Raw genomic sequence first — 24,429 nt, 5'->3', positions numbered from 1 at the left:
CCGTACTGGGCACGGCGGCCGGGCGATGAGCCGGGAGGACTTCGACGGGTTTCTGGGGGACACGTGCTGAGGCAGCGGGCGGCCGGTGTGTTCGGTGTCGTGGGCGGGATGCTTCTGCTCAGCGGGTGCACGGCGGTCGATCTGCCGCTCGCCGGGGTGCGGGTCGGGGCGGACGGGGTGCCGTACGCGCTGTTCCGGCCGTGTGGTGACGACGGCTATCAGGGGCCGTACCTCGACGGGCAGGCACGGAACGGCGGTGAGGGGCCCGTCACCACCGGGTGGGACGTGCGCAGGGAGGGGCTGCACGGGGATGCCGAGTTCCCCCTGTTCGCACCGCCCGAGCGCTGGAAGCCCCGGCACCGCGGCGCCCAGCGGCTCCTGCCCGGCCACCGGTACGTGCTCGGCTTCGGGCACTACGTGACCGGTGACTCGTACAACGCGATCGTGACGTTCACCGCAGAGCGGATCGGGCGGCTCGGGCCCGGTCAGGTCTGGGCCGACGGCCGGGCGATGAGCGCCGGGGCGTTCGAGAAGCTCGCCCGGGACTCGTGCTGAGGAGCGGGCGCTCAGTGGGTGGGGGACGATGAAGGGGTCCGAGGAGATGCACCCGAACGACCCCGGGCCACGCCTGACGTTTCCGACCTGGAGGACGGCATGAGCACAGCGCGGGACCTGTTGATCGTCGCTCTGGACGTCCCGTCCGGCCGGCCCGTCGGACAGGGGGACCTCTCGCTCGCCCTGGCCGGGGCCGAACTGGTCGACCTGATCGACGCCGAGGCCGTCACCCTGGACGACGTGCGCATCGTGCCCGGCCTGCAGCCGGCCACCGGTGACCGGCTGCTGGACGCGGCGGAGGCTGCGCTCACCCGGCAGACGCCGTACGAGTCCGTCGAGGACTGGCTGTGGCGCCGCGGGCGCGGTCTGGCCGCCGCCTACGCCGACGATCTGCAGGAGCGGGGACGGCCGGCCACCGGAGCCCGGCACCACTGGCTGCCCTGGCGGAGCGGGGACGACACCTCGGCCGACGCCCCGGCCGAATCGCCGGAGCGACGGCACGCCACCGACCGCTGGGCCTCCCACGAGCCCGTCCTCACCGGTCTCGCGGCCGCCCTCGGGATCCCCGAGGGCGCGCCGGAACAGGCCCCGGAGGACCTTCCCGGCGACGCGGTGGTGACCGTCCTGGCGGCCGTCAACGACGCGCTGACGGAGCTGGAGGCCGTGCGGCAGCGGCGGCGCATCGAGAAGGACGCCTACGACAACGTCTGGCGTGCCCCCTGAGGCGGACTACTCGGCCGGCTCGACCCCGGCCCGCAGCAGGCCGTAGGTGTAGGCGTCCTCCAGGGCCTGCCAGGACGCGGCGATGACGTTGTCCGCCACGCCGACCGTGGACCACTCGCCCGTGCCGTCGGACGTGGAGATCAGCACGCGGGTGGTGGAGGACGTGCCGTGCTTGCCCTCCAGGATGCGGACCTTGTAGTCGACCAGGTCCAGCTTGGCGAGCTGCGGGTAGATCTTCTCCAGGGCGACGCGCAGCGCCCGGTCCAGGGCGTTGACCGGGCCGTTGCCCTCCGCGGTGGCGACGATCCGCTCGCTCTTGGCCCACAGCTTCACCGTGGCCTCGTTGGCGTGGGTGCCGTCGGGGCGGTCCTCGACGATGGCCCGCCAGGACTCGACGTCGAAGTACTTCAGGGGCCTGCCCTCGACCTCGGCGCGCAGCAGCAGCTCGAAGGAGGCGTCCGCGGCCTCGTACGTGTAGCCCTTGAGCTCGCGCTCCTTCACCCGCTCGACCACCCGGCCGACCAGTTCGCGGTCGCCGCCCAGGTCGATGCCGAGTTCCTTGCCCTTCAGCTCGATGGAGGCGCGGCCCGCCATGTCGGAGACCAGCATGCGCATCGTGTTGCCGACCTGCTCGGGGTCGATGTGCTGGTACAGGTCCGGGTCGACCTTGATCGCAGAGGCGTGCAGACCCGCCTTGTGCGCGAAGGCGGAGACGCCGACGTAGGGCTGGTGGGTCGACGGGGTCAGGTTCACGACCTCGGCGATGGCGTGCGAGATGCGGGTCATCTCGCGCAGGTGGCCGTCGGGCAGCACCTTCTTGCCGTACTTCAGCTCCAGGGCCGCGACCACCGGGAAGAGGTTGGCGTTGCCGACGCGCTCGCCGTAGCCGTTGGCCGTGCACTGGACGTGGGTCGCGCCGGCGTCCACCGCGGCCAGGGTGTTGGCGACGGCGCAGCCGGTGTCGTCCTGGGCGTGGATGCCGAGCCGGGCGCCGGTGTCGGCGAGGACCGTGGAGACGACCGCCTGGACCTGGGCGGGGAGCATGCCGCCGTTGGTGTCGCAGAGGATGACGACGTCGGCGCCGGCCTCGGAGGCGGTGCGTACGACCGCCTTGGCGTACTCCGGGTTCGCGCGGTAGCCGTCGAAGAAGTGCTCGCAGTCGACGAACACCCGGCGGCCCTGCTCGCACAGGTAGGACACGGTGTCCCGGACCATCTCCAGGTTCTCGTCCAGCGTGGTGCGCAGCGCCAGCTCCACATGCCGGTCGTGCGACTTGGCGACCAGCGTGATCACCGGGGCACCCGAGTCCAGGAGCGCGTTGACCTGAGGGTCGTCGGCGGCCTTGGCGCCGGCGCGGCGGGTGGCACCGAAGGCGACCAGCTGGGCGTGCCGGAAGTCGATCTCCTGCCGGGCGCGGGCGAAGAACTCGGTGTCCCGCGGGTTCGCGCCGGGCCAGCCGCCCTCGATGAAGCCCACGCCGAAGTCGTCCAGGTGCCGTGCGATGGCGAGCTTGTCCGCGACGGTGAGGTTGATGCCCTCGCGCTGCGCGCCGTCACGCAGCGTGGTGTCGAAGACGTGGAACGAGTCGTCGAGCTCGCTGGTTGCCGTCTCGGTCATGGTCTCAAGGCTCCTGATTGTGGATCTTCGGTCTTACCGGAATGACCGGCTCCACCGTCCCCCCAATAGTCCCTCGCGCTCCGTTCCCGGCTGAAGGTGGGCCGGAAAACCAAAAAACCCCTCGCGGGTGCGAGAGGTCTGCGCGCGGGTCGAGGACGACGGTGGCCACCCGTACCTGGTCGTACGTGGTGGTCACTGCGGACCGGCGCGCCTGCTGCCAATAATCATGGCGAACGAGAGCACGGAGGCAGTCTGGCACAGCGCTGCCCCTCGCTCACCGACTGTCTCAGGATGCGGTCGTCAGGTGTCCGGCGTGAGGAGTGTCTCCGCGAGGAACTCCCGGACGTGGGCGATCACTTGTTCCCGTCCGGTGCCGCGCAACCCGATGGCGACGTGGATGGAGAAGCCGTCAAGCAGCGCACGCAGCCTCGCGGCGAAGCGGTCGGCGTCGACCGGGCGGAACTCGCCGCGCGAGACGCCCTCGGCGAGCAGCGCGACCAGGTCGCGGTGCCAGGCGCCCTCGATGGCGGCCTGCCGCTCGCGGGCGACAGCGTCGGCGGCAGCGCTCTGCGAGCGGTTCCAGACCTCCAGCCAGAGCGTCCAGTGCGGGTCGCGGTGGCCGTCGGGGACGTACAGCTCGACGTACGCCTCCAGGCGCTCCCGGGCGGTGCCGGGGCGGGTGAGCAGGCGGCTGCGCTCGGCGCCGAGCCTGCCCTCGCTCCATTCCAGGGTCTGCAGCAGCAGCTCGTCCTTGGAGCGGAAGTAGTACAGCAGATGGCCGCTGCTCATCCCGACCTCGCGGCCGAGCCCCGCCATGGTGAGCTTCTCCAGACCGCGCTCGGCGATCATGTCCATGGCGGCGACGAGAACCTCCTCGCGCGGCGGCGCGTTCCTGCGCGCACGGGCCGCACCGGCCATCTGCTGCTCCTGTGGTGTCAGACCTTCGTGTGTCAGGCCTTCGCGTGTCAGGCCTTCGCGTGTCAGACCTTCGGCTGCTGCTGGGTGATGCAGTGGATGCCACCACCACCGGAGAAGATCGTACGGGCGTCCACCAGGGTGACCGTCCGCTCGGGGAAGAGACGGCGGAAGATCCCGGCGGCGATCTCGTCGCGCGGGTCGTCGAAGCCGCAGAGCACGACCCCGCCGTTGCAGAGGTAGTGGTTGATGTAGGAGTAGTCGGCCCAGTGGCCGTCGGCCTCCAGGACGGTCGGGGCGGGTACCTCGACCACCTCCAGCGTGCGACCGCGCGCGTCGGTCGCCGACTTCAGGATGCCGATGACCTCCTTGGTGACCTCGTGGTCGGGGTGGGCCGGGTCCGGCTGGTGGTGGGCGACGACCACACCGGGGCGGGCGAAGGCCGCGACGATGTCGACGTGGCCGAGGGTGCCGAAGCCGTGGGGAGGGTAGTCGCCGGTCAGACCGCGCGGCAGCCAGATCGCCTTGCTGGTCCCGAGGTGGGCGTGGATCTCCGCCTCGACCTGCGCCTTCGTCCAGCCCGGGTTGCGCTCGGGGCCGAGCTGCACGGTCTCGGTGAGCAGCACCGTGCCCTCGCCGTCGACGTGGATCGCGCCGCCCTCGTTGACCAGCTTCGAGGCGTACGTCTTCGCGCCCGCGAGGTCCGAGACATACGCGGCGATCTTCGAGTCGTGCTCCCAGCGGGCCCAGTCCTGGGCGCCCCAGCCGTTGAACGTCCAGTCCACCGCGGCCAGTTCACCCCGGCCGTTGGTGAGGAAGGTGGGGCCGATGTCCCGCATCCAGGCGTCGTCCAGATCGCGCTCGACCGTGTCGACGCCGGGGCCGAGCAGCACCTGCGCATCCGCCGACCGACCGGGGCTGCACACGACCGTCACCGGCTCGAAGCGGAGGATCGCGCGGGCCACCGAGGCCCAGGCCATGCGGGACAGACGGAGGTCGTCCGGGTCGTCGAAGGTGGGGTTGGGGCCCGGCCACGCCATCCAGGTGCGCTCGTGCGGGGTCCACTCGGCCGGCATGCGGAAGCCGTCGGCTGCGGGGGTGGTCATGTCGCGGGTCCTTACAGGAAGTAGAGGCGGTTGAGGGAGACGGAGTCGGCGGGCCCTGAGCGCAGCGGGTCGCCGTCGAGGGTGACCAGACCGGTGCGCCGGTCGACGTCGACCGCTCCGATGCGGGCGTTCAGCCGCAGGTCGGCGGGGCCGATGCCCCGGGTGCCCCGTACGGCGACCCGGCGGCGCCGGGTGGGCATCCGGTCGTTGCCCTGGTCGAGGGCGGCCTGTGCGACGAACGCGACCGAGATGTCCGCGGGCGTGGCGCCGTGCGCACCGAACTGCGGGCCCAGGACGAGGGGTTCGCAGGTGTCGGTGGCCGCGTTCGGGTCGCCGACCACGCCGTACGCCGGGAAGCCGGACTTGAGGACGAGCTGCGGCTTGGCGCCGAAGTACTCCGGGCGCCACAGCACGAGGTCGGCGAGCTTGCCGACCTCGATCGAGCCGACCTCGTGCGCGAGGCCGTGCGCGATGGCGGGGTTGATGGTCAGCTTCGCCATGTAACGCAGGACGCGGGCGTTGTCGTCGCCCTCGCCGTCGCCGGCCTCCCCGTCATGGGGAAGCAGGGGCCCCAGCTCGGCCTTCATCTTCCCGGCCATGGCGAAGGTACGGCGGACCGTCTCGCCCGCGCGGCCCATGCCCTGCGCGTCGGACGAGGTGATGCCGATCGCGCCCAGGTCGTGCAGCACGTCCTCGGCGCCCATCGTGCCGGCCCGGATGCGGTCGCGGGCCATGGCGGCGTCGCCGGGCAGGTCGGTCTTCAGGTCGTGGACGGAGACGATCATGCCGTAGTGCTCGGCGACCGCGTCCCGGCCGAAGGGCAGGGTGGGGTTGGTGGAGGAGCCGATGACGTTCGGGACGCCGGCCATCTTGAGCACGTTGGGCACGTGTCCGCCGCCGCAGCCCTCGATGTGGAAGGCGTGGATGGTCCGGCCCTCCAGCACCTTCAGGGTGTCCTCCACCGACAGGCACTCGTTCAGGCCGTCGCTGTGCAGGGCGACCTGGACGTCGTGCTCCTCGGCGACCCGCAGGGCCGTGTCGAGCGCGCGGGTGTGGGCGCCCATGTCCTCGTGCACCTTGAAACCCGAGGCACCGCCCTCGGCGAGGGCCTCGACCAGCGGGGCGCCCTGCGAGGACGAACCCCGGCCCAGGAAGCCGATGTTGACCGGCCAGGCGTCGAAGGCGTTGAAGGCGTGCTTGAGGGCCCAGGGCGAGTTGACGCCGACGCCCCACACCGGGCCGAACTCCTGGCCGATGATCGTGGTCACGCCTGAGGCGAGGGAGGCCTCCATGATCCGCGGCGACAGCAGGTGGACGTGGGTGTCGACGGCGCCGGCGGTGGCGATGAGCCCCTCGCCGGACACGATCGACGTACCCGTGCCGACGACGACGTCGACCCCGTCGAGGGTGTCCGGGTTGCCGGCCCGCCCGATCGCGCAGATCCGGCCCTCGCGGATGCCGATGGACACCTTGCGGATGCCCTGCACCGCGTCGATCAAGACGACGTTGCTGATCACGACGTCGCAGGTCTCGCGGACGGCGGCGGCCTTCAGATGCAGCCCGTCGCGGGCGGTCTTGCCGAACCCGGCGAGGAACTCGTCGCCGTACTTCTGCGCGTCGGACTCGACCCGGATCACCAGGCCCGAGTCGCCGAGCCGGACCCGGTCACCGGCGCGGGGGCCGTGGGTGGCCGCGTAGGCGTGCGGGTCGATGCGGACCGACTCGTCGATCTCGCGCCCCTTCGAGCGGCTCATCGCTCGCCTCCTTCCGCCATGACTCCCAGATAACCGCAGGCAGCGGCCCTGCGCAGGGCTTCTTCCCGGGCTCCGGGCGCGTCCAGCGGCCCGTCGACCAGACCGGCGAAGCCGATCGCGATCCGCTCGCCGCCGATCGGGACCAGCCCGACCTCGGCGCTCTCCCCCGGCCCGAACCGCACGGAGGATCCGGCGGGTACGGCGAGCCGCATGCCGTAGGCCCGCTCGCGTACGAAGTCCAGCCGCGGGTTGGCCTCGAAGAAGTGGAAGTGGGACGTGACGGAGACCGGCACGGTCGCGGTGTTGGTGACCGTGAGCCGGACGGCGGGCTCGGGCTCCGCGTGCTGGGGGCCCGGCAGCAGCGCGCCCGGGCCCTCGGCGCCGGCGCCGTTGCCGATCGGGTCGGAGACCACGGCGAGCCGGGAGCCGTCGTCGAAGACGGCCTCGACCATCACCTCGGTGACGACGTCGGCGACGCCCGGCAGCACATCCTCGGGGCCGAGGACCGACCGGGCGGCCTCGATGGCCTCCGCGAGCCGTCGGCCGTCCCGCGCGGCCTCGCAGACGGTGTCCGCGATCAGCGCGGTGGCCTCCGGCACATTGAGCCTGAGACCGCGTGCCCGGCGGGCCCGGGCCAGCTCCGCGGCTCCGAAGAGCAGCAGCCGGTCACGTTCCGTGGGGGTCAGTCTCACGACGCGGCACCTCCTTGCCTCCCACACATTTGAGCATCACTCTAAACGCACTCTTCGGGAAACTGAAGCATTGACTGACGGCCTCAGCACACGTCACATTGAGCGTCGCTCAAACCAACCGAGGCGGCCGTCGAAGGAGACCCAGCCATGCCGATCGAACAGCGCGGTGTCGACACCATCCCGGACGAGGAACGGACCAGCGGTCCACGGGACCTGGTCTCGATCCTGCTCGGGTCCAACCTGTGCCTCGGAGTGATCATCTTCGGCTGGCTGCCGCCGTCCTTCGGGCTCGGCTGGTGGGCGTCGGTCAGCTCGGTCGTGGCGGGCACGGTGATCGGCACGCTGTTCACGGCCCCCCTGGCGCTGGTCTCCCTGCGCACCGCGACCAACCTCTCCACCTCCTCCGGCGCCCAGTTCGGCGTGCGGGGCCGGCTGGTCGGCTCGGTCGTAGGTCTGCTGCTGGCCCTCGGCTACACCGCCCTGACCGTGTGGATCGGCGGCGACGTGATGCTGAGCGTGCTCGGCCGGCTGTTCGGGCTGCCCGCGGACGGGGTGTCGTACGCCGTCGTCTACGCGGTGCTCGCCGCGGCCACGGTCGCGGGCGCGGTCTACGGCTACCGGGTGCTGCTCGCCATGTCCCGGGTGCTGGCCATCGGCATGACCGCCCTGCTGGCCCTCGGGATCTTCGCCTACGCCCCGCACTTCACGACCTCGGCCCTGCCCGGGGCGGGCGGCTATCTGCTGGGCTCCTTCTGGCCGACCTGGCTCCTGGCGGCCGTGGCGGCGGGCCTGTCCGGACCGATCGCCTTCATCACCCTGCTCGGCGACTACACCCGCTACATCTCCCCCGCCCGCCACGCCGGGCGGCGCGTCCTGCACGCCACCTGGCTCGGCCTGATCCTGGGTCTGCTGGTGCCCCAGCTGTTCGGCACCTTCACGGCGTACGCGGCCCGCGCGGCCACCGACTACGCCGGGCCCCTGGTGTCCGCCTCCCCCACCTGGTACCTGGTCCCGCTGCTGCTGTCCGCCTCCGCGGGCTCGGTCGGCAACGCGGGCCTGATGCTCTACTCGATGGGCCTCGACCTGGACGCCATCCTGCCCCGCGCCTCCCGCGCCCGCGCCACCTACACGGTCGCCGTCGTGGCCACGGCCTGCGTCTTCGTCGGCCACTACGCCTGGAACGCGCAGTCGGCGATGACGTCCTTCGTCCTGCTGCTCACCGCCATCGGCACGCCGTGGGCGGTCATCACCCTGATCGGCTTCGCCCGGTGCCGCGGTGTGTACGACGCCGACGCCCTACAGGTCTTCAACCGCCGCTCCCGGGGCGGGATCTACTGGTACCGGGCCGGCTGGCACATCCCGGCCACCGTGTCCTGGGCCGCCGGCGCGGCGGTCGGCCTGCTCGCGGTGTCCCTGCCGTCGTACGAGGGCCCGCTGCTGCACCTCACCGGCGGGGTGGACTGCAGCTTCCTGCTGTCGGGCGCGGTCGGCGGACTGGTGTACCTGCTGCTGACGTCCCGCCCGGGACACAAGGGGGCCGCCGTGGACATCGAAGAGTCCACGGCAGCCCTGAGCACGTCCGCAAAGAGCTGAGCGTCAGCGCCCCAAAGGGGCGCGGGGAACTGCGCGACCAGCCACAACGGCGCAGCAGACGAACGACGGCCGATCGCGTCAGTTCCCGCCGAGCCATCAGCCGATACGGTGCATCCAGCCGTGCTTGTCCTCGGACTTGCCGCGCTGGATGTCGAGGAGGGCCTGGCGCAGGCGGAGAGTCACCTCACCCGGCTCTCCGCCACCCTGCTTCCACTCGGCAGAGGCACGCTTGACCGTGCCGACCGGCGTGATGACGGCCGCGGTGCCGCAGGCGAAGACCTCGGTGAGGGTGCCGTTCTCGGAGTCGGCCTGCCACTGCTCGATGGAGACGCGGCCCTCCTCGGACGCGTAGCCGAGGTCGCGGGCGACGGCCAGCAGGGAGTCACGGGTGACGCCCTCCAGGATGGAGCCGGTCAGGGTGGGCGTGATGATCTTGTCGCCGTACACGAAGTACAGGTTCATGCCGCCCAGCTCCTCGACCCACTTGTGCTCGACCGCGTCGAGGTAGCAGACCTGGTCGCAGCCCTGGGCGGCGGCCTCGGCCTGGGCGAGCAGGGAGGCCGCGTAGTTGCCGCCGGTCTTCGCGTCGCCCATGCCGCCGGGGACGGCGCGGACGCGGTCCTCGGACGCCCAGATGGAGACCGGCTTCACGCCGCCCGGGAAGTACGCGCCGGCCGGGGAGGCGATGACGATGAACAGGTACTCGTTGGCGGGCTTGACGCCGAGACCGACCTCGGTGGCGATCATGAACGGGCGCAGGTAGAGGGACTCCTCGCCGCCGTGCGCGGGCACCCAGTCCCTGTCCTGCTGGACCAGGGCGTCACAGGCCTCGACGAACGTCTCGACCGGCAGCTCGGGCATGGCCAGACGCTTGGCGGAGCGCTGGAAGCGCTTGGCGTTCTGGTCGGGGCGGAAGGTGGCGACCGAGCCGTCGGGCTGGCGGTAGGCCTTCAGGCCCTCGAAGATCTCCTGGGCGTAGTGCAGGACGTTGGTGGCCGGGTCGAGGGGGATCGGCGCGTACGGAACGAGCTGGCCGTCGTGCCAGCCGCGGCCCTCGGTCCACTTGATCGTCACCATGTGGTCGGTGAAGTGGCGGCCGAATCCGGGGCTGGCCAGGATCGCCTCGCGCTCCGCGGCGGCGAGCGGATGGGCGGAGGGCTTGAGCTCGATCGTGGGCGTCGTCATGAGTGGGTGTCCTTCACCGGTTGTAGTGTCGGGCCGCGCTCACTCCCGCATCGGCTCTCCAGCCGGTGCTAGGACGTCCGAGCTTTCCCTCATTCCGCGGCTCCGCGTTCGATTATCGCGCGGGGCTGCGGACGGAAGGAATCAGGGTGAATGCGGCCCAGGGTTGATGGTGGCACCCGGCGACCGCATAGGAAAAGCCGCCGGGTGCAGATGCGACCCGGCGGCTTGGTGTGCAGCCCGGCGGGTCAGCCGGCTACTCGTACGGCGAGCGCGTCGCCGATCTCCGACGTACTGCGTGCGGGCTTGCCGACGCGTTCGGTGAGGTCGGCGGCGACCGCCGTGTCGATGCGGTCGGCCTGGGTGTCGTAGCCGAGGTGGCGCAGCAGCAGGGCGACGGACAGGACCGTCGCGGTGGGGTCGGCCTTGCCCTGGCCGGCGATGTCCGGGGCCGAGCCGTGAACCGGCTCGAACATGGACGGGAACTCGCGACTCGGGTTGATGTTGCCGGAGGCCGCCACACCGATGCCGCCGGAGACGGCCGCGGCGAGGTCGGTGATGATGTCACCGAACAGGTTGTCGGTGACGATCACGTCGAACCGCTCGGGCTGGGTGACCAGGTAGATGGTCGCCGCGTCGACGTGGATGTAGTCGGTCTCGACCTCGGGGAACTCCGCGGCGACCTTGTTGAAGATGTTCGTCCACAGGTGCCCGGCGAAGGTCAGCACGTTGTTCTTGTGGACCAGCGTGAGCTTCTTGCGCGGGCGGGCCTGGGCGCGGGCGAAGGCGTCGCGGACCACACGCTCGACACCGAAGGCCGTGTTGACGGAGACCTCGGTGGCCACCTCGTGCTCGGTGCCCTTGCGGATGGTGCCGCCGTTGCCCGTGTAGGGGCCCTCGGTGCCCTCGCGGACGACGACGAAGTCGATCTCCGGCTGGCCGGCCAGCGGGGTCGCGACACCGGGGAGCAGCTTCGACGGGCGCAGGTTGACGTGGTGGTCGAAGGCGAAGCGGAGCTTGAGCAGGAAGCCGCGCTCCAGGACGCCGGACGGGACGCTCGGGTCGCCGATCGCGCCGAGCAGGATGGCGTCGTGCTGCTTGAGGGCGGCGAGGTCGGCGTCGGTGAGGGTCTCACCGGTGGCGTGGTAGCGCTTGGCGCCGAAGTCGTACTCCTTGGTCTCCAGCTTCACATCCTGCGGCAGGACGGCGGAGAGGACCTTGAGACCCTCGGCCACGACCTCCTGGCCGATGCCGTCACCGGGGATCACTGCGAGATTGATGCTGCGAGACATGCCGGCACCCTACTCCTCGTCCCAGGTGATGACATGCCCTGTCCGTCATACGGACACCCGTACGGGTTGCAGGTGTCCTCCCGTCGGCTGTCGTTCACCCGTATGTGGCACGGGTGTTGGACCCCGGTGGAATCTTCCCCGACATGGCTGCCCTTTCCAGGGGGACACCCCCCGGACCCCCCGTCCCCGACTTCGGCATCCCGCGCCCGCTCGCGGCGCGGATGAGCATGGCCGAGCAGTACGAGTACCTGCGCACCCGAATGGTCCGCCGCCGCACCCTGGTGACGGCGGGCGCGGTCGCGGGCGGCCTGCTGACCGGCTGCTCGTCCGGCTCAGGCACGGCGGCGCACCCGGCCCCGGCCGCCTCGCGGGTGTCCGGCTCGGTGGTCCGCCCCTTCGGCCGCCATCTGGCCTTCGGCGCCGACCCGAAGACTCAGATGCGGGTCTCCTGGCAGTTGCCGCTCGCGGTGAAGCGGCCGTACGTGCGCGTCGGGCTGCGCCCCGACGACCTCGGCCGCCGGATCGAGGCCGAGGTGCGCAACCTGCACACGCCCGGGGTGCAGGGGGTGCGGCCTGCGGTCGAGCAGTACTACCTGCACGCGGCCCTGGACGGCCTGAAGCCCGGCACGACGTACTACTACGGCGTCGGCCACGACGGCTGGGACCCGGCCGCTCCCGCCCACCGCGCCGGCCTCGCCTCCTTCCGCACCGCGCCCGCGACCCCGGAGCGCTTCGTCTTCACGGCCTTCGGCGACCAGGGCGTGGGGCAGGCCGCGAACGTCAACGACCACCTCGTGGGGCGCCAGAACCCCGCCTTCCACCTGCACGCGGGCGACATCTGCTACGCGGACGTCAACGGCGCCGGAAAGACCTCGGACGGCTACGACCCCACGTTCTGGGACCAGTTCCTGCAGCAGAACGACCCGGTCGCCAAGTCGGTGCCGTGGATGGTGACCACCGGCAACCACGACATGGAGGCCTGGTACTCGCCGGACGGCTACGGCGGACAGCTGGCCCGGTTCTCCCTGCCGGACAGCGGCTTCGACCCGCACGGGACACCGGGCGCCTACGCGTTCACCTACGGCAACGCGGGCTTCGTCGCGCTGGACGCCAACGACGTGTCGTACGAGATCCCGGCCAACTTCGGGCACAGCGGCGGCCGGCAGACCAAGTGGCTGGATGCGACGTTGGGCGAGCTGCGCGCGACGAAGGGCGTGGACTTCCTGGTCGTCTTCTTCCACCACTGCGCGTACTCGACCTCCCAGCACGCCTCCGACGGCGGTGTCCGCAGGGAGTGGCTGCCGGTGTTCGCGAGGCACCAGGTGGACCTGGTGATCAACGGGCACAACCACGTGTACGAGCGGACGGACGCGATCAAGGGCGGTGAGGTCGGCAGGTCCGTCCCGATCGGCGCGTCGACCGATCCGACGCGGGACGGGATCGTGTACGTCACCGCGGGCGGCGGCGGCCGGGACCTGTACTCCTTCCCCTCGGGCGTCAAGGACAGCTACGAGGGTCATGTCACCCGGCACGACGCCGTGGAGACCTTCGCCTGGACCAAGGACAAGGAGCACGCGACGGAGACGGCGCAGTGGTCGCGGGTGCGCTACACCGGCTTCTCACTGCTCTCGGTGGAGTCGCGGCCGGGCCCGTCACCGCGGCTCACGGTGTCGGCGCTGGCCGAGGACGGACGGCGGATCGACCACTTCGAGGTGCGGCGCGGCGGATGAGGCCGCGCCGCACCCCTGCGGGTGCGGCTCCCGGATCAGTGGCGGCTCAGTGGCCGGTCTCGCCGCCGTTGTCGCGGCGGTCGAGGGCGCGCTGGAGGGCGGCGGCGGCGTTCTTGCGCTCGGACTCGCTCGCGCGGGACACGTGGCGGACTCGGCGGCGGACGGTCGTCTCGGCCATGGAAATCGACTCCTTCGGCAAACCGGAGTGCGGCAAAGGGGGGTTGCGAGACGCCGGAGGGGCGGGGAGCGGTGCCGCAGGGGTTGCCTGCACAGGGCCCGGCTCACGACCGCCATTCGCTTGATCGAGCGAGACGTTCGGCTCCTACAAAAGTAAGGGAGCCGGCCGCGCCTGTCTGCACAATTACTCGGACTTCCTACTATCTGAGACGGTGGACTGGGTCACACCGTCGTGACCTGCTCTTTTGCCGTCCGCGGGTGGAGTGAGCGCAGCTCCCGGACGAGCGCCCGAACAGCGGAGGCCGTGGCCAGTTCCGGGGTGGTGACGTAGCCGACGGAACGGGACGGCCGCTCGGGTCCGAGGTCGGTGACGGCCACCGAGGGCGGGGCACCGGTGAGGGAGAGCGCGGGCATGATGGCCATGCCGAGACCGCTGCCCACCATCGACAGCACCGCCCCGTCGTCCTCGGCGCGCACGGTCGCGGCCGGGATCCAGTCCTGGGCGGCCCACCAGTCGCGGGTGTAGGAGCCGCAGTTCTCCATCCAGTCGACCAGCGGGAGGGTGCGCGGGGCCGGGTGTCCGGCGGGGTGGACCAGGGAGTACGGCTCCTCCAGCAGCACGTCGCCGACCAGCCCGGCGGGCAGGGGCGAGCCGCCGCCGAGGGTGGCGATGCCGAGGTCGGCCCGTCCTTCGGCGACCTCGCCCGCAGTGCCGGGGCCCAGTTCCCGTACGACGGTGACGGTCACCTCGATGCCCGGGTGCCGTTCGGCGAGCCGTTCCAGGGCGGGCGGCAGCAGGTGCAGGGCGGCGCTGCGGAACGCGGCGACGCGCAGTGCGCCGGTGGTCTCGCCGGTGCCCGCGCCCCGGGCGTCGGCGGCCAGCGCCCGGAGCATCCGCAGCACACGCCGGGCATGGGCCGCCGCCCGCTCCCCGCCGGGCGTCGGCCGGGCGCCGAACCGGCCGCGCTCGAAGAGGACGACGCCCAGTTTGCGCTCGATGCCGCGCACGGCGTGGGAGACGGCGGACTGGGTGGCCCCGAGCCGGGCGGCCGCGGCCGAGAAGCCGCCCTCGTCGGCCACGGCGACGAGGGTCCTCAGCTCCTGCGGCGTAAGGTCGGCTGCTGTCACTCGGGGCTCCCACCTGCGTCTATGAGGGCGGTTCATGGATCACCGCGTTCCATGAGCGCAACCCTCTGCCCGGCCTGGGCATTCCTTCCTACGGTCCCTGCCATGACCGAGATCGCGCTCACCGTGCAGCAGACCGCCCGTCCGACCGGCTTCCCGACCGCCGGCCACTTCCGCTTCGTCGAGTCCCCCGTCCCGGAACCGGCCCCGGGTACGGCCCTGCTGGAGAACCTGTACTGGTCCGTGGACCCCTACCACCGCGAAATGATGGACGGCGACTTCGAGTTGAACGCCCCGCTGGAAGGCCGCACCCTCGGCCGGGTCGTCGCCTCCCGCACCCCGGCGCTCCCCGAGGGCGAGATCGTCTTCCACCGGCAGGGCTGGCGCACGCATTCCGTGGTCCGCCCCGAGGAGGTCAGGCGGCTCCCCCACCACGCGGGCGTGCCACTGTCGGCCTACCTGAGCGTGCTGGGCGGCACGGGCCTGACCGCCTATGTCGGTCTCACCCGGATCGCCGGACTGCGCGAGGGTGCCGACGTGTTCGTCTCCGGCGCGGCGGGCGGGGTCGGCACGGCCACCGGCCGCTTCGCCCGGCTGCTGGGCGCGGGCCGGCTGATCGGCAGCGCGGGATCGGCCGAAAAGGTCAAGTACCTGACGGAGGAGGTCGGTTACGACGCCGCCTTCGACTACCACTCGGCCCCGGTCGCCGAACTCCTCACCGCGGCCGCCCCGGACGGCATCGACCTGTTCGTCGACAACGTCGGCGGCGACCACCTCGGCGCGGCGATCGGCGCGCTGCGGGAGCGGGGCCGGGTGGTGCGGATCGGCACGATCAGCACGTACAACACCCCGGACGCGCCACCGGTCGTCTTCAACCACTCGGACGTCGTGGAGAAGAGCCTGCGCATCGAGGGCTTCCTGGTGAGCGGCTACCGGGACGTGCAGGAGGAGCTGTACGACTTCGCCGTACCGCATCTGCGCAGCGGGGCGCTCGCGCTGGACGAGACGGTGGTGGACGGGTTCGAGCTGATCGTGGAGGCGTTCCTGCTGATGCTGCGGGGCGGCAACACGGGGAAGATCCTGGTCCGCAGGGCGTGATGCGCCGTCAGGCGAGGTCCCCGTCACGCCAGTCGAGGACGAGGGCGTGGGCCGGGTCCAGGGGTCCGGCAAGTGCGGGCCTGACGTAGACGTCCCCTTCCTCCTCCGGCAGACGGACGATTCCGTCCGGCGAGAGGGCGCACACGTGACCGCTCCACCGCTGCCAGCCGCGGGCCGTGTACAGCGGGGCGCCGTCCTCGCTCGCGGAGAGCGCGCCGAGGTCGTAGGCCCGGTCGACGATCCGCTCCAGCTCGGCCATCACCCGCCCGCCGAGCCCGGTGCGGCGCACGTCGGCCCGTACGGCGACGCCCTCCACGTATCCGGTGCGCAGCCAGCGCCCCTGGTGCCGTATCCGGCGCATCACGACCGAGCCGTGCGCGGCGAGACCGGCGCCGTCGTGGACGAGGGCGTGCATGCCGCCGAGGCCGTGGTCCCAGTCCTGGTCGGCGAAGTCCCCGTCGAAGGCCTCGTCCAGGAGGGCGCGGGCGGCCCGGAGGTCGGCGGGGTCGAGGTCAGCCGTGTGGGCGGTGCGCAGGCGAAGGGTCATGGAGCAAGGATCGCACCCCGTCTCCCACCTCTAACCATTCAAAGTCTCTTGACTGGTTAGTGGTGGGCGTGGTGCACTGCTGTCATGTCGATTCACCAGGTTCACCACCGCACCGTCACCGTCCGCGGCCTCGACGTGTACTACCGCGAGGCGGGCCCGGAAGACGCCCCCGTCCTGCTGCTTCTGCACGGCTTCCCGAGCAGCTCGCACATGTTCCGCGAGCTGATCCCACTCCTCGCCGACAGCTACCGGGTGATCGCCCCCGACCACATCGGCTTCGGCCGGTCGGCGACCCCGGCGGCCACGGAGTTCACCTACCGCTTCGACGAGCTGGCCGCGATCACCGGCGAGTTCACCGAGCAGCTGGGGCTCAAGGAGTTCGCCCTCTACGTCCAGGACTACGGCGCCCCGATCGGCCTGCGCCTGGCCCTCGCCCACCCCGACCGGGTGACGGCGATCGTCACGCAGAACGGCAACGCGTACGAGGAGGGGCTGGGCGAGCAGGCCTGGGCGCCGGTGCTCGCGCTGATCGCGGAGCGGACGCCGCAGTCCGAGGAGCCGGTCCGGGAGCTGATCAGCCCGGACGGGATCAAGTGGCAGTACGTGCACGGGGTGCCGGACCCGTCACTGGTCAGCCCGGACGCGTACGAGCACGACACGGCCCGGATGGCCCGGCCCGGCCAGACGGAGATCCAGCTCGACCTGATCTCCGACTACGGCTCCAACATCGCCCTGTACCCGGCCTTCCACGAATACTTCCGCACCAGCCAGGTGCCGCTGCTCGCGGTCTGGGGCGCGCACGACGCGATCTTCGTGCCCGCCGGTGCGCTCGCCTTCCAGCGGGACCTGCCGAGGGCCGAGGTGCACCTGCTCCCGGCCGGGCACTTCGCCCTGGAGACGCACGCGGACCAGATCGCCGCGCTCATGCGGGACTTTCTCGGCCGGAATCTGCCCACTGCCACCACTGCCTGAGCGCCTCCCGGAAGCCCTTCGGGTCCTCCGCCCACGGCAGGTGCCCGGCGTCCGGGAGGATCACCCGGCGGGCGCGGGGCAGGGCCTCGGCGAGGGAGTCGACGGCCGTGCGCGGCCGGATGTCCCGGGCGCCGTCGATGATCAGCACCGGCACGTCGAGCTTCCGGCAGGCGGTGTACAGCTCCGGGGTGCCCCAGACGCGCTTGCGTTCCTCGTTGAGCACCGTGTTGGACTCGAAGTTGATCCCGAACCACGGGTCGGCCATGCGCCCGGCGGGTTCCAGGGCCCCGTCCCGGTCCTCGAACTCCACGGACCACTGCAGGACCGCCCGCTCCCGCTCCTCCTCCTGCGTGCGCTCCGCGAGGGCGGTCAACTCCCGCCAGCGGGCCAGGCGTTCGGGGTGGTCGGCGAGGCGGGTGAGGAAGTTGTGGTGGAAGGCGCCGTACCAGTCGGAGTCCGGGCCGATGCCCGTGCCCGCGACGTACACCAGCGAGCCGACCCGGTCCGGATGCGCCAGGGCGTAGCTCAGGGCCAGCTGCGCACCCCAGGAGTGGCCGAGCAGCGCCATCCGCTCCAGCCCGAAGTGCCGTCGTACGGCGTCCAGGTCCGCGACGAACCGCTCGCTCGTCCACGGCCCGTCGCATCGCTCCGACCGCCCGCAGCCGCGCTGGTCCCAGCGGATCACCGGGGTCACGTCCGCGAGCAGCCCGGCCACGTCACCGAACATGTCCCACAGGCCCGGCCCGCCGTGGCACAGCACCAGTGGATCACCCGCACCGCCCGACCGCTGCGCCCACAGCCGTACTCCGTCGTCCGTCATGACCGTCATGGGTCCAGTGTGACGGGACGGGAGGGCGGGACGGGAGAATTGGAAACGGGCCGGCAAGCCTGCTCGGATGTCAGGTTTCCCGGCCCGTCGTTCGGGGGGCTGAGGGTCAGCCCATGTGCGGGTACGTGTAGTCGGTCGGCGCGACCAGCGTCTCCTTGATGGCGCGGGTCAGGGTCCAGCGCATCAGGTTCTGCGGGGCGCCGGCCTTGTCGTTGGTGCCGGAGGCGCGGCCGCCGCCGAAGGGCTGCTGGCCGACGACGGCACCGGTCGACTTGTCGTTGATGTAGAAGTTGCCCGCCGCGTAGCGGAGCTTCTCCATCGTGTGGGCAGCCGCGGCGCGGTCGTTGGAGATGACCGAGCCGGTCAGGGCGTAGTCGGAGACCGACTCCATCTGCTCCAGCATCTCGTCGTACTTGTCGTCCTCGTAGACGTAGACGCCGAGGAACGGGCCGAAGTACTCGGTGCGGAAGACCTCGTTCTCCGGATCCGTGGAGACGACGACGGTCGGGCGGACGAAGTAGCCGACCGAGTCGTCGTAGGTGCCGCCCGCGACGATCGTGCAGGTCGGGTCCTCCTTGGCGCGGTCGATCGCGGCCTTGTTCTTGGCGAAGGCACGCTCGTCGATCACGGCGCCGATGAAGTTCGACAGGTCGGTGACGTCACCCATGGTCAGGTAGTCGACCTCGGCCGCGAACTCCTCCTTGAAGCCCGAGTTCCAGATGGAGGCCGGGATGTAGGCGCGGGAGGTCGCGCTGCACTTCTGGCCCTGGTACTCGAAGGCACCGCGGGTCAGGGCGGTCTTCAGGACCGCGCGGTCCGCGCTCGGGTGGGCGACGAGGAAGTCCTTGCCGCCAGTCTCGCCGACCAGACGCGGGTAGGAGCGGTACTTCTCGATGTTGTTGCCGACCGTCTTCCACAGGTACTGGAAGGTCTTGGTCGAGCCGGTGAAGTGGATACCGGCGAGGTCACGGTGCTCAAGGGCGACCTTGGAGACCTCGATGCCGTCACCGGTGACGAGGTTGATGACGCCCTTGGGCAGACCGGCCTCCTCCAGCAGCTGCATGAGCAGCACGGCGGCGTGGGTCTGGGTCGGGGACGGCTTCCAGACCACCACGTTGCCCATGAGAGCGGGCGCGGTGGGCAGGTTGCCCGCGATGGCGCTGAAGTTGAACGGCGTGATCGCGTAGACGAAGCCCTCCAGCGGGCGGTGGTCCATGCGGTTCCACACACCCGGGGAGTTCGCCGGGGGCTGCTCGGCGAGGATCTGGCGGGCGTAGTGGACGTTGAAGCGCCAGAAGTCGACCAGCTCACAGGGGCTGTCGATCTCGGCCTGCTGGGCGGTCTTGGACTGACCGAGCATGGTGGAGGCGGCGATGGTCTCGCGCCAGGGGCCGGCCAGCAGCTCGGCGGCGCGCAGGATGATCGCCGCGCGGTCGTCGAAGGACATCGCACGCCAGGCCGGCGCTGCGGCCAGGGCCGCGTCGATGGCGTCCTGCGCGTCCTGCTGGGTGGCGTTGCGGAGCGTGCCGATGACGGCCTTGTGGTTGTGCGGCTGGACGACCTGGAAGGTCTCGCCGCCGCCCATCCGCTTCTCCCCGCCGATGGTCATCGGCAGCTCGATCGGGTTCTCGGCCAGCTCCTTGAGCTTGGCCTCCAGCCGGGCACGCTCGGGCGAGCCGGGGGCGTAGCCGTGCACCGGCTCGTTGACGGGGGTGGGGACCTGGGTCACAGCGTCCATGAGATCCTTGACTCCTTGTACGTGAGCGGGTGTTCGGGCTCAGCCCTTGCTGATCATCGAGCGGACGAAGAAGCGCAGGTTGGCCGGCTTCTCCGCGAGACGGCGCATGAAGTAGCCGTACCAGTCGGTGCCGTAGGCGGTGTAGACGCGCATGCGGTGGCCCTCGGCGGCCAGGCGCAGGTGCTCCTCGCTGCGGATGCCGTAGAGCATCTGGAACTCGTACTCGTCCAGTTTGCGCCCGGCCTGGTGCGCCAGCTCCTGGGCGATGGCGATGAGGCGCGGGTCGTGGGACCCGATCATCGGGTAGCCCTCGCCCTCCATCAGCGTCTTCAGGATGCGCACGTAGGCCTTGTCGATCTCGTGCTTCTGCTGGTAGGCGACCTCGGCGGGCTCCTTGTAGGCGCCCTTCACGAGGCGGACGCGGCTGCCGGCCTCGGCGAGGCGGCGGGCGTCGGCCTCGGTGCGGAAGAGGTAGGCCTGGATGACGCAGCCGGTCTGCGGGAAGTCCTTCCGCAGCTCCTCGTGGATGGCGAACATCGAGTCCAGGGTGGTGTGGTCCTCGGCGTCCAGCGTGACGGTCGTACCGATGGCGGCGGCGGCCACGACGACGGGGCGGACGTTGGCGAGCGCCAGCTCGTGGCCGCCGGGGAGGGCCTGGCCGAACATCGAGAGCTTGACGGACATCTCGACCTTCTCGCCCAGCTCCAGCTCGCGCAGCCGGTCGATCAGCAGCAGGTACGCGTCCCGGGCGGCGGTGGCCTGCTCGGGGGTGGTGATGTCCTCGCCGACGACGTCCATCGTCAGCTCCAGGCCCTTGGCCGTCAGGTCCCTGATGATCGGGACGATGTCGTCGACGGTCTCGCCCGGGATGAAGCGGTCGACGACCTGCTTGGTCACCGGGGCCGCCGAGATCAGGCGTCGCATCCGGTCGCTGCGCGACGCGGCGAGAATCACGGGACCCAGCACGGGGCACCTCCACAGACAAGCATCAAAAGGGCCGCCACCCGACGATTCGGGTACGGCACGGAGAACCACCGTGAAACCTAAGGATCTCTCCGATCGTCGGCCATCGACAGCTGTCACGCATCCGTGCACTGGATCTCAGACAGATGTATGAAGGCGGCGCGGAAATGCGCGAGAATGCCCGAGTGGCGGCGGATTACAAAGGTGATTATCAGGAGCTGGTGGACGAGATCTCGGAGCTTCTGGGGGCGCCCGCGACCCTGGAGAACCGGGACTTCGAGCTGATCGCCTTCGGTGCGTACGACAGTGAGGGCGACCTGGATCCCTCGGCGCTGGACCCGGTGCGCACCCGCTCGATCCTGACCCGGCGCTCCACGGCGACGGTGCGGGCATGGTTCGAGGGCTTCGGCATCACGCGTGCGACGGGACCGGTACGGATCCCGCCGACCCCGGAGGAAGGCGTCTACCGCGGCCGCATCTGCCTGCCGGTACGCCATCGGGGTGTGGTGCTGGGCTACGTCTGGCTGCTGGACTACGACCCCGGCCCCACGGATGCGCAGCTGACCGCCGCCATGCAGGTGGCGGGCCGGATCGGCGCGCTGCTCGCCGACGAGGCGCAGGCGGGGGCCGGACTGAGCCGGGAGCTGCGGGCCGTGCTGACCGCGGAGAGCGGGTGGCAGCGGGACTCGGCGGTGATGGAACTCCGCACCGCCCTCGGTGCTCGCGCGGACGCCCCCCACACAGTGGTCTGCATCGCCCCGTGGCCCTCGGCCGACCCGGAGCAGGCCCCGTCACCGCGTACGGTGCCGCACGCCACGGCCCTGTGCACGGTGCCGTGGGGGACGACAGGTCAGAGCCTCGCGATCCTGGTGCGGCTGCGCTCGACGGATGTGGCGGTGCCCGCGCTGACGGCGGCCTCCCGGCTGCTCAAGGAGGCGGAGGGGACGCGGTCGGGTGCGGCCAGGGCCGCCGCCGGTGTGGGCGAGCCCCGCATCGGACTCGCCGACCTGGGCACGGTCTGGCAGGAGGCCTCCGCCGCCGCGCGCGCCGCCCTGGCCGAGCCGAGGTTCGGGCCCGTGGCCGAGTGGCGGCGCATCGGCCCGTACCGCCTGCTGACCGCACTGTCCGCGGAGGCCCCCCACGACCCGGCCGTCGCTCCCCTCCTCTCCCCCGCCCACCAGGAGCTGGCCCGCACCGCCGAGGTGTACCTCGACTGCGCGGGCCAGGCCGGCCGCGCGGCCGCTGCGCTGGGCATCCACCGGCAGACGTTGTACTACCGCCTGTCCCGCGTGGAGCAGCTGACCGGCCTCGACCTGGACGACGGCGAGGACCGGCTGCTGCTGCACATGGCGCTGAAGAGGGCGCGGCTCGATGGAAATCCCGATTGAGGTTGTCAGCGACCGACGGGAAGGGCCTCGACGGAGTTCAGCGCTGTGAAAGACGTGTCGTTCAAGCCGCCGAGGGCGTACACGCAGGTGCGGACGCTCTTGGCGCTCTTGGGGCACGGAGCGGTCGCGGCAGCCGGCTCGAAGCGGGCGGTGGCCAGTGAGAGCAGGGCAGGGTCAGCTCTTCGTGGCAGCCTCGATGACCTGGCGCAGACCTTCGGTGAGCGCTTCCCCGTCGGGCGCGGTCTTCGGGTCGAACGTCCACTGGGCGATCAGCCCGGTCATCAGCGTCAGATAGAAGCGGCCGAGCGTGTCCGCGGTCTCGTCGGAGACCTCCTCCTCCGGCACCCCCATCAGCAGCGACACCAGGCCGCGCCCACCCTCGCGCTGGGCGCGGGACAAGTGGTCGCGCACCTCGGGCAGTTCGAGGGTCATGACCTCCATGCTGAGCCGCCAGACCGAGCCGGGCTCCCGCATGGTGGCGATGATGTTCGACCAGACCCATCGGAAGCGTTCCAGCGACCCGGGCGCGCCCTCCGGTTCGACGGCCCCCTCTTCACCGAAGGCGCCGGACATGTTCTCCACGAGCGCGACGTAGGCCTGCGCGAGCAGCGCGTCCTTCGAGCCGTAGTGGTAGCCGATGGAGGCGAGGTTGGTTCCCGACTCCTTCACGATGTCGCGCGCCGTCGTCCGCGCGAAGCCCTTCTCCAGCAGGCAGCGCTTGGCGCCTTCCAGCAGATCTTCACGGTGTCCCATGCGGGCCAGCCTACCGCCGCTTCATACGACCGTCCTAGACGGATGACTTATACAAACGTTCTAGACAAGCGTTTAAGACGCCCGTACAGTCATCGGCATGACGAACTCGACGAGCACCAACTCCCCCGCCGGGCGCGCCGGTCGGCGCGAATGGACCGCGCTCTGCGTGCTGATGCTTCCGCTGCTGCTGGTCTCCATGGACGTCTCGGTCCTCTACTTCGCCATCCCGGCGATCAGCGCGGACCTGAAGCCGAGCGGCACCCAGCAGCTGTGGATCTTCGACATGTACGGCTTCGTCCTGGCCGGCCTGCTGATGACGATGGGTGCGCTGGGCGACCGCATCGGCCGGCGCCGGCTGCTCCTGTTCGGCGCCGCCGCCTTCGGTGCCGCCTCCCTGGTGGCGGCCTACGCCAACAGCGCCGAGACCCTGATCGCGGCCCGCGCGGTCCTCGGTATCGGCGGGGCGACCCTGATGCCCTCGACGATGGCGCTGGTCCGCACGATGTTCACCGACCCCAAGGAGCGCGCGAAGGCGGTCGGCATCTGGTCCGGCGTGATGACCGGCGGCATCGCCCTCGGCTCCGTGCTGAGCGGAGTCCTGGTCCAGTACTTCTGGTGGGGCTCGGTCTTCCTGGTCAACCTGCCCGCGATGGTGCTGCTGCTGGTCCTCGGCCCGATCCTGCTGCCCGAGTCGAAGAACCCGCAGCCCGGCCGCTTCGACTTCGTGAGCGTGCCGCTGTCGATGGCGTCGGTGCTCCCCGTCATCTACGGCCTCAAGGAGATCCCGTCCGAGGGCTGGCACGCGCAGTACGTCGTCTCGATCACCGTCGGCCTGCTCTTCGCGGCCCTCTTCGTCCGCCGCCAGCGCACGGCGGTCTCGCCGATGATCTCGCCGGCCCTCTTCCGCGGCCCGGGCTTCGCCCCCGCGGTCGTCCTGAACCTCGTCTCCTCACTGGCGATCATGGGTTCGGCCTTCTTCACCACGCAGTACCTGCAGTCGGTGCTCGGCAAGAGCGCGATGGAGGCGGCCCTGTGGTCGCTGCTGCCGTCGGTGCCGATCGGGATGGCCGCCCCGGTGGCGACGGCCCTGGTCCAGAAGGGCGTCAACCGCGCCTACGTGGTCACCGCGGGCTTCGCGATCTCCGCGGCGGGCTTCGGCATGCTGGCCCTGGCCGGCACGGACTCCCTCTGGCTCGTCCTCGCCGCCTGCGGCGTCCTGTCCTCCGGCGTCGTCATGGTGATGTCGCAGATGACCGACCTGGCCATGGGCGCAGCCCCGGTGGAGAAGGCGGGCGCCGCCTCCTCGCTGCTGGAGACGGGCGCGGAGTTCGGCGGCGCGCTGGGCATGGCGGTCCTCGGCTCCATCGGTACGGCGATCTACCGCCACGAGATGCCGGCCTCGGCCCCGGCCGAGGCCCACGAGACCCTGGGCGGCGCGCTGGCCGTCGCCGGACAGCTGCCGGGGCGCACGGGTGACGCCCTGGCGACGGCGGCCCGGGAGGCGTTCACCACCGGCATGCACGGCGCGGCGATCGCGGGGGCGGTGCTGCTGGTTCTCGCGGCCGTCGGGGCGGCGACCACGCTGCGCCGGATCCACGTCCGGGAGACTCCGGCAGCGGAGGCCGTCGCAGCAGCGGAGGAGGCCGCGGCCTGAGCCTCACACCTGCGGCACAAAAGCGC

At 71.2% G+C, this 24,429-nt stretch carries 22 protein-coding genes; 8 read left to right on the top strand and 14 right to left on the bottom strand.

Annotated elements, in window-relative coordinates; translation table 11 throughout:
- Nucleotides 1–108: 108 nt before the first annotated feature.
- Together ACFYZZ_RS29595 and ACFYZZ_RS29590 are read left to right on the top strand one after the other, a co-directional pair.
- Nucleotides 109–555, top strand: coding sequence for a hypothetical protein (locus ACFYZZ_RS29595; RefSeq protein WP_389182203.1), 447 nt, complete (start codon nucleotides 109–111; stop codon nucleotides 553–555).
- A gap of 99 nt (nucleotides 556–654) precedes the next feature.
- On the top strand, nucleotides 655–1,278 hold the full coding sequence (locus ACFYZZ_RS29590; RefSeq protein WP_389182200.1) for a GPP34 family phosphoprotein: 624 nt from the start codon (nucleotides 655–657) through the stop codon (nucleotides 1,276–1,278).
- Nucleotides 1,279–1,284: 6 nt separating this feature from the next.
- On the opposite strand, the gene cimA is transcribed toward ACFYZZ_RS29590, so the two are convergent.
- The 5 genes from cimA to ureA all read right to left on the bottom strand — a co-directional run bounded on the left by cimA (nucleotide 1,285) and on the right by ureA (nucleotide 7,362).
- Nucleotides 1,285–2,895 (bottom strand): citramalate synthase, encoded by a 1,611-nt coding sequence (gene cimA / locus ACFYZZ_RS29585; RefSeq protein ID WP_389182197.1) that lies wholly within the window; start codon nucleotides 2,893–2,895, stop codon nucleotides 1,285–1,287.
- A 300-nt stretch (nucleotides 2,896–3,195) separates the two neighbouring features.
- Nucleotides 3,196–3,813: a TetR/AcrR family transcriptional regulator gene (locus ACFYZZ_RS29580; RefSeq protein WP_389182194.1), complete on the bottom strand. Its 618-nt coding sequence runs from the start codon at nucleotides 3,811–3,813 to the stop codon at nucleotides 3,196–3,198.
- A 62-nt stretch (nucleotides 3,814–3,875) separates the two neighbouring features.
- The gene (locus ACFYZZ_RS29575) at nucleotides 3,876–4,916 is read right to left on the bottom strand and encodes an agmatine/peptidylarginine deiminase (RefSeq protein WP_389182191.1); all 1,041 of its coding nucleotides are present in this window, start codon (nucleotides 4,914–4,916) and stop codon (nucleotides 3,876–3,878) included.
- A gap of 11 nt (nucleotides 4,917–4,927) precedes the next feature.
- Nucleotides 4,928–6,670 (bottom strand): urease subunit alpha, encoded by a 1,743-nt coding sequence (locus ACFYZZ_RS29570; protein ID WP_389182189.1) that lies wholly within the window; start codon nucleotides 6,668–6,670, stop codon nucleotides 4,928–4,930.
- A complete protein-coding gene (gene ureA / locus ACFYZZ_RS29565; RefSeq protein ID WP_389182186.1) occupies nucleotides 6,667–7,362 on the bottom strand; it encodes an urease subunit gamma in 696 nt (231 codons plus the stop codon). Before ureA ends, ACFYZZ_RS29570 begins: the two co-directional genes overlap by 4 nt.
- Before the next feature lie 147 nt (nucleotides 7,363–7,509).
- Between ureA and ACFYZZ_RS29560 the strand changes: the two genes are divergently transcribed.
- Nucleotides 7,510–8,955 carry a cytosine permease gene (locus ACFYZZ_RS29560; protein WP_389182183.1) on the top strand — a complete coding sequence of 482 codons (1,446 nt, stop codon included), beginning with the start codon at nucleotides 7,510–7,512 and terminating at the stop codon, nucleotides 8,953–8,955.
- Between the two features lie 96 nt (nucleotides 8,956–9,051).
- Here the strand turns inward: ACFYZZ_RS29560 and ACFYZZ_RS29555 are convergent, their stop codons facing one another.
- Both ACFYZZ_RS29555 and ACFYZZ_RS29550 read right to left on the bottom strand, forming a co-directional pair.
- On the bottom strand, nucleotides 9,052–10,140 hold the full coding sequence (locus tag ACFYZZ_RS29555) for a branched-chain amino acid aminotransferase (RefSeq protein WP_389182180.1): 1,089 nt from the start codon (nucleotides 10,138–10,140) through the stop codon (nucleotides 9,052–9,054).
- 245 nt (nucleotides 10,141–10,385) lie between these two features.
- On the bottom strand, nucleotides 10,386–11,429 hold the full coding sequence (locus tag ACFYZZ_RS29550; RefSeq protein WP_389182177.1) for a 3-isopropylmalate dehydrogenase: 1,044 nt from the start codon (nucleotides 11,427–11,429) through the stop codon (nucleotides 10,386–10,388).
- A gap of 143 nt (nucleotides 11,430–11,572) precedes the next feature.
- Between ACFYZZ_RS29550 and ACFYZZ_RS29545 the strand changes: the two genes are divergently transcribed.
- Nucleotides 11,573–13,159: a purple acid phosphatase family protein gene (locus ACFYZZ_RS29545; RefSeq protein ID WP_389182174.1), complete on the top strand. Its 1,587-nt coding sequence runs from the start codon at nucleotides 11,573–11,575 to the stop codon at nucleotides 13,157–13,159.
- A gap of 46 nt (nucleotides 13,160–13,205) precedes the next feature.
- Here ACFYZZ_RS29545 and ACFYZZ_RS29540 read toward each other — a convergent pair whose 3' ends face one another.
- Nucleotides 13,206–13,337, bottom strand: a complete 132-nt coding sequence (locus tag ACFYZZ_RS29540) for a hypothetical protein (RefSeq protein WP_386576564.1) — start codon at nucleotides 13,335–13,337, stop codon at nucleotides 13,206–13,208.
- A gap of 221 nt (nucleotides 13,338–13,558) precedes the next feature.
- Complete coding sequence (locus ACFYZZ_RS29535) at nucleotides 13,559–14,500, bottom strand: LysR family transcriptional regulator (protein WP_389182170.1); 942 nt, start codon at nucleotides 14,498–14,500, stop codon at nucleotides 13,559–13,561.
- Nucleotides 14,501–14,566: 66 nt separating this feature from the next.
- Here ACFYZZ_RS29535 and ACFYZZ_RS29530 point away from each other — a divergent pair, with 66 nt between their 5' ends.
- On the top strand, nucleotides 14,567–15,559 hold the full coding sequence (locus tag ACFYZZ_RS29530; RefSeq protein ID WP_389182167.1) for an NADP-dependent oxidoreductase: 993 nt from the start codon (nucleotides 14,567–14,569) through the stop codon (nucleotides 15,557–15,559).
- A gap of 7 nt (nucleotides 15,560–15,566) precedes the next feature.
- On the opposite strand, the gene ACFYZZ_RS29525 is transcribed toward ACFYZZ_RS29530, so the two are convergent.
- The gene (locus ACFYZZ_RS29525; protein ID WP_389182164.1) at nucleotides 15,567–16,106 is read right to left on the bottom strand and encodes a GNAT family N-acetyltransferase; all 540 of its coding nucleotides are present in this window, start codon (nucleotides 16,104–16,106) and stop codon (nucleotides 15,567–15,569) included.
- Nucleotides 16,107–16,190: 84 nt separating this feature from the next.
- On the opposite strand from ACFYZZ_RS29525, the gene ACFYZZ_RS29520 reads away from it, so the two are divergent.
- Complete coding sequence (locus tag ACFYZZ_RS29520; RefSeq protein WP_389182161.1) at nucleotides 16,191–17,078, top strand: alpha/beta fold hydrolase; 888 nt, start codon at nucleotides 16,191–16,193, stop codon at nucleotides 17,076–17,078.
- Here the strand turns inward: ACFYZZ_RS29520 and ACFYZZ_RS29515 are convergent.
- The 3 genes from ACFYZZ_RS29515 to ACFYZZ_RS29505 form a co-directional block, all read right to left on the bottom strand.
- Nucleotides 17,029–17,907, bottom strand: a complete 879-nt coding sequence (locus ACFYZZ_RS29515) for an alpha/beta fold hydrolase (RefSeq protein ID WP_389182158.1) — start codon at nucleotides 17,905–17,907, stop codon at nucleotides 17,029–17,031. The genes ACFYZZ_RS29520 and ACFYZZ_RS29515 overlap by 50 nt on opposite strands.
- A 106-nt stretch (nucleotides 17,908–18,013) precedes the next feature.
- Nucleotides 18,014–19,645 carry an L-glutamate gamma-semialdehyde dehydrogenase gene (gene pruA / locus ACFYZZ_RS29510; RefSeq protein ID WP_389182155.1) on the bottom strand — a complete coding sequence of 544 codons (1,632 nt, stop codon included), beginning with the start codon at nucleotides 19,643–19,645 and terminating at the stop codon, nucleotides 18,014–18,016.
- 39 nt (nucleotides 19,646–19,684) lie between these two features.
- Nucleotides 19,685–20,611 (bottom strand): proline dehydrogenase family protein, encoded by a 927-nt coding sequence (locus ACFYZZ_RS29505; RefSeq protein ID WP_389182153.1) that lies wholly within the window; start codon nucleotides 20,609–20,611, stop codon nucleotides 19,685–19,687.
- 164 nt (nucleotides 20,612–20,775) lie between these two features.
- Here ACFYZZ_RS29505 and ACFYZZ_RS29500 point away from each other — a divergent pair, with 164 nt between their 5' ends.
- Nucleotides 20,776–21,996 (top strand): PucR family transcriptional regulator, encoded by a 1,221-nt coding sequence (locus ACFYZZ_RS29500; protein ID WP_389182150.1) that lies wholly within the window; start codon nucleotides 20,776–20,778, stop codon nucleotides 21,994–21,996.
- 174 nt (nucleotides 21,997–22,170) lie between these two features.
- On the opposite strand, the gene ACFYZZ_RS29495 is transcribed toward ACFYZZ_RS29500, so the two are convergent.
- Nucleotides 22,171–22,749, bottom strand: a complete 579-nt coding sequence (locus tag ACFYZZ_RS29495) for a TetR/AcrR family transcriptional regulator (protein ID WP_389182147.1) — start codon at nucleotides 22,747–22,749, stop codon at nucleotides 22,171–22,173.
- A 97-nt stretch (nucleotides 22,750–22,846) separates the two neighbouring features.
- Between ACFYZZ_RS29495 and ACFYZZ_RS29490 the strand changes: the two genes are divergently transcribed.
- Nucleotides 22,847–24,403, top strand: coding sequence for an MFS transporter (locus ACFYZZ_RS29490; RefSeq protein WP_389182144.1), 1,557 nt, complete (start codon nucleotides 22,847–22,849; stop codon nucleotides 24,401–24,403).
- Nucleotides 24,404–24,429 lie beyond the last annotated feature (26 nt).

Source organism: Streptomyces sp. NPDC001816 (genome assembly GCF_042892235.1).
Lineage (GTDB): Bacteria > Actinomycetota > Actinomycetes > Streptomycetales > Streptomycetaceae > Streptomyces.
Note: the sequence above shows the minus strand (reverse complement) of the source record. Positions and strands in the feature narration are given on the sequence as shown.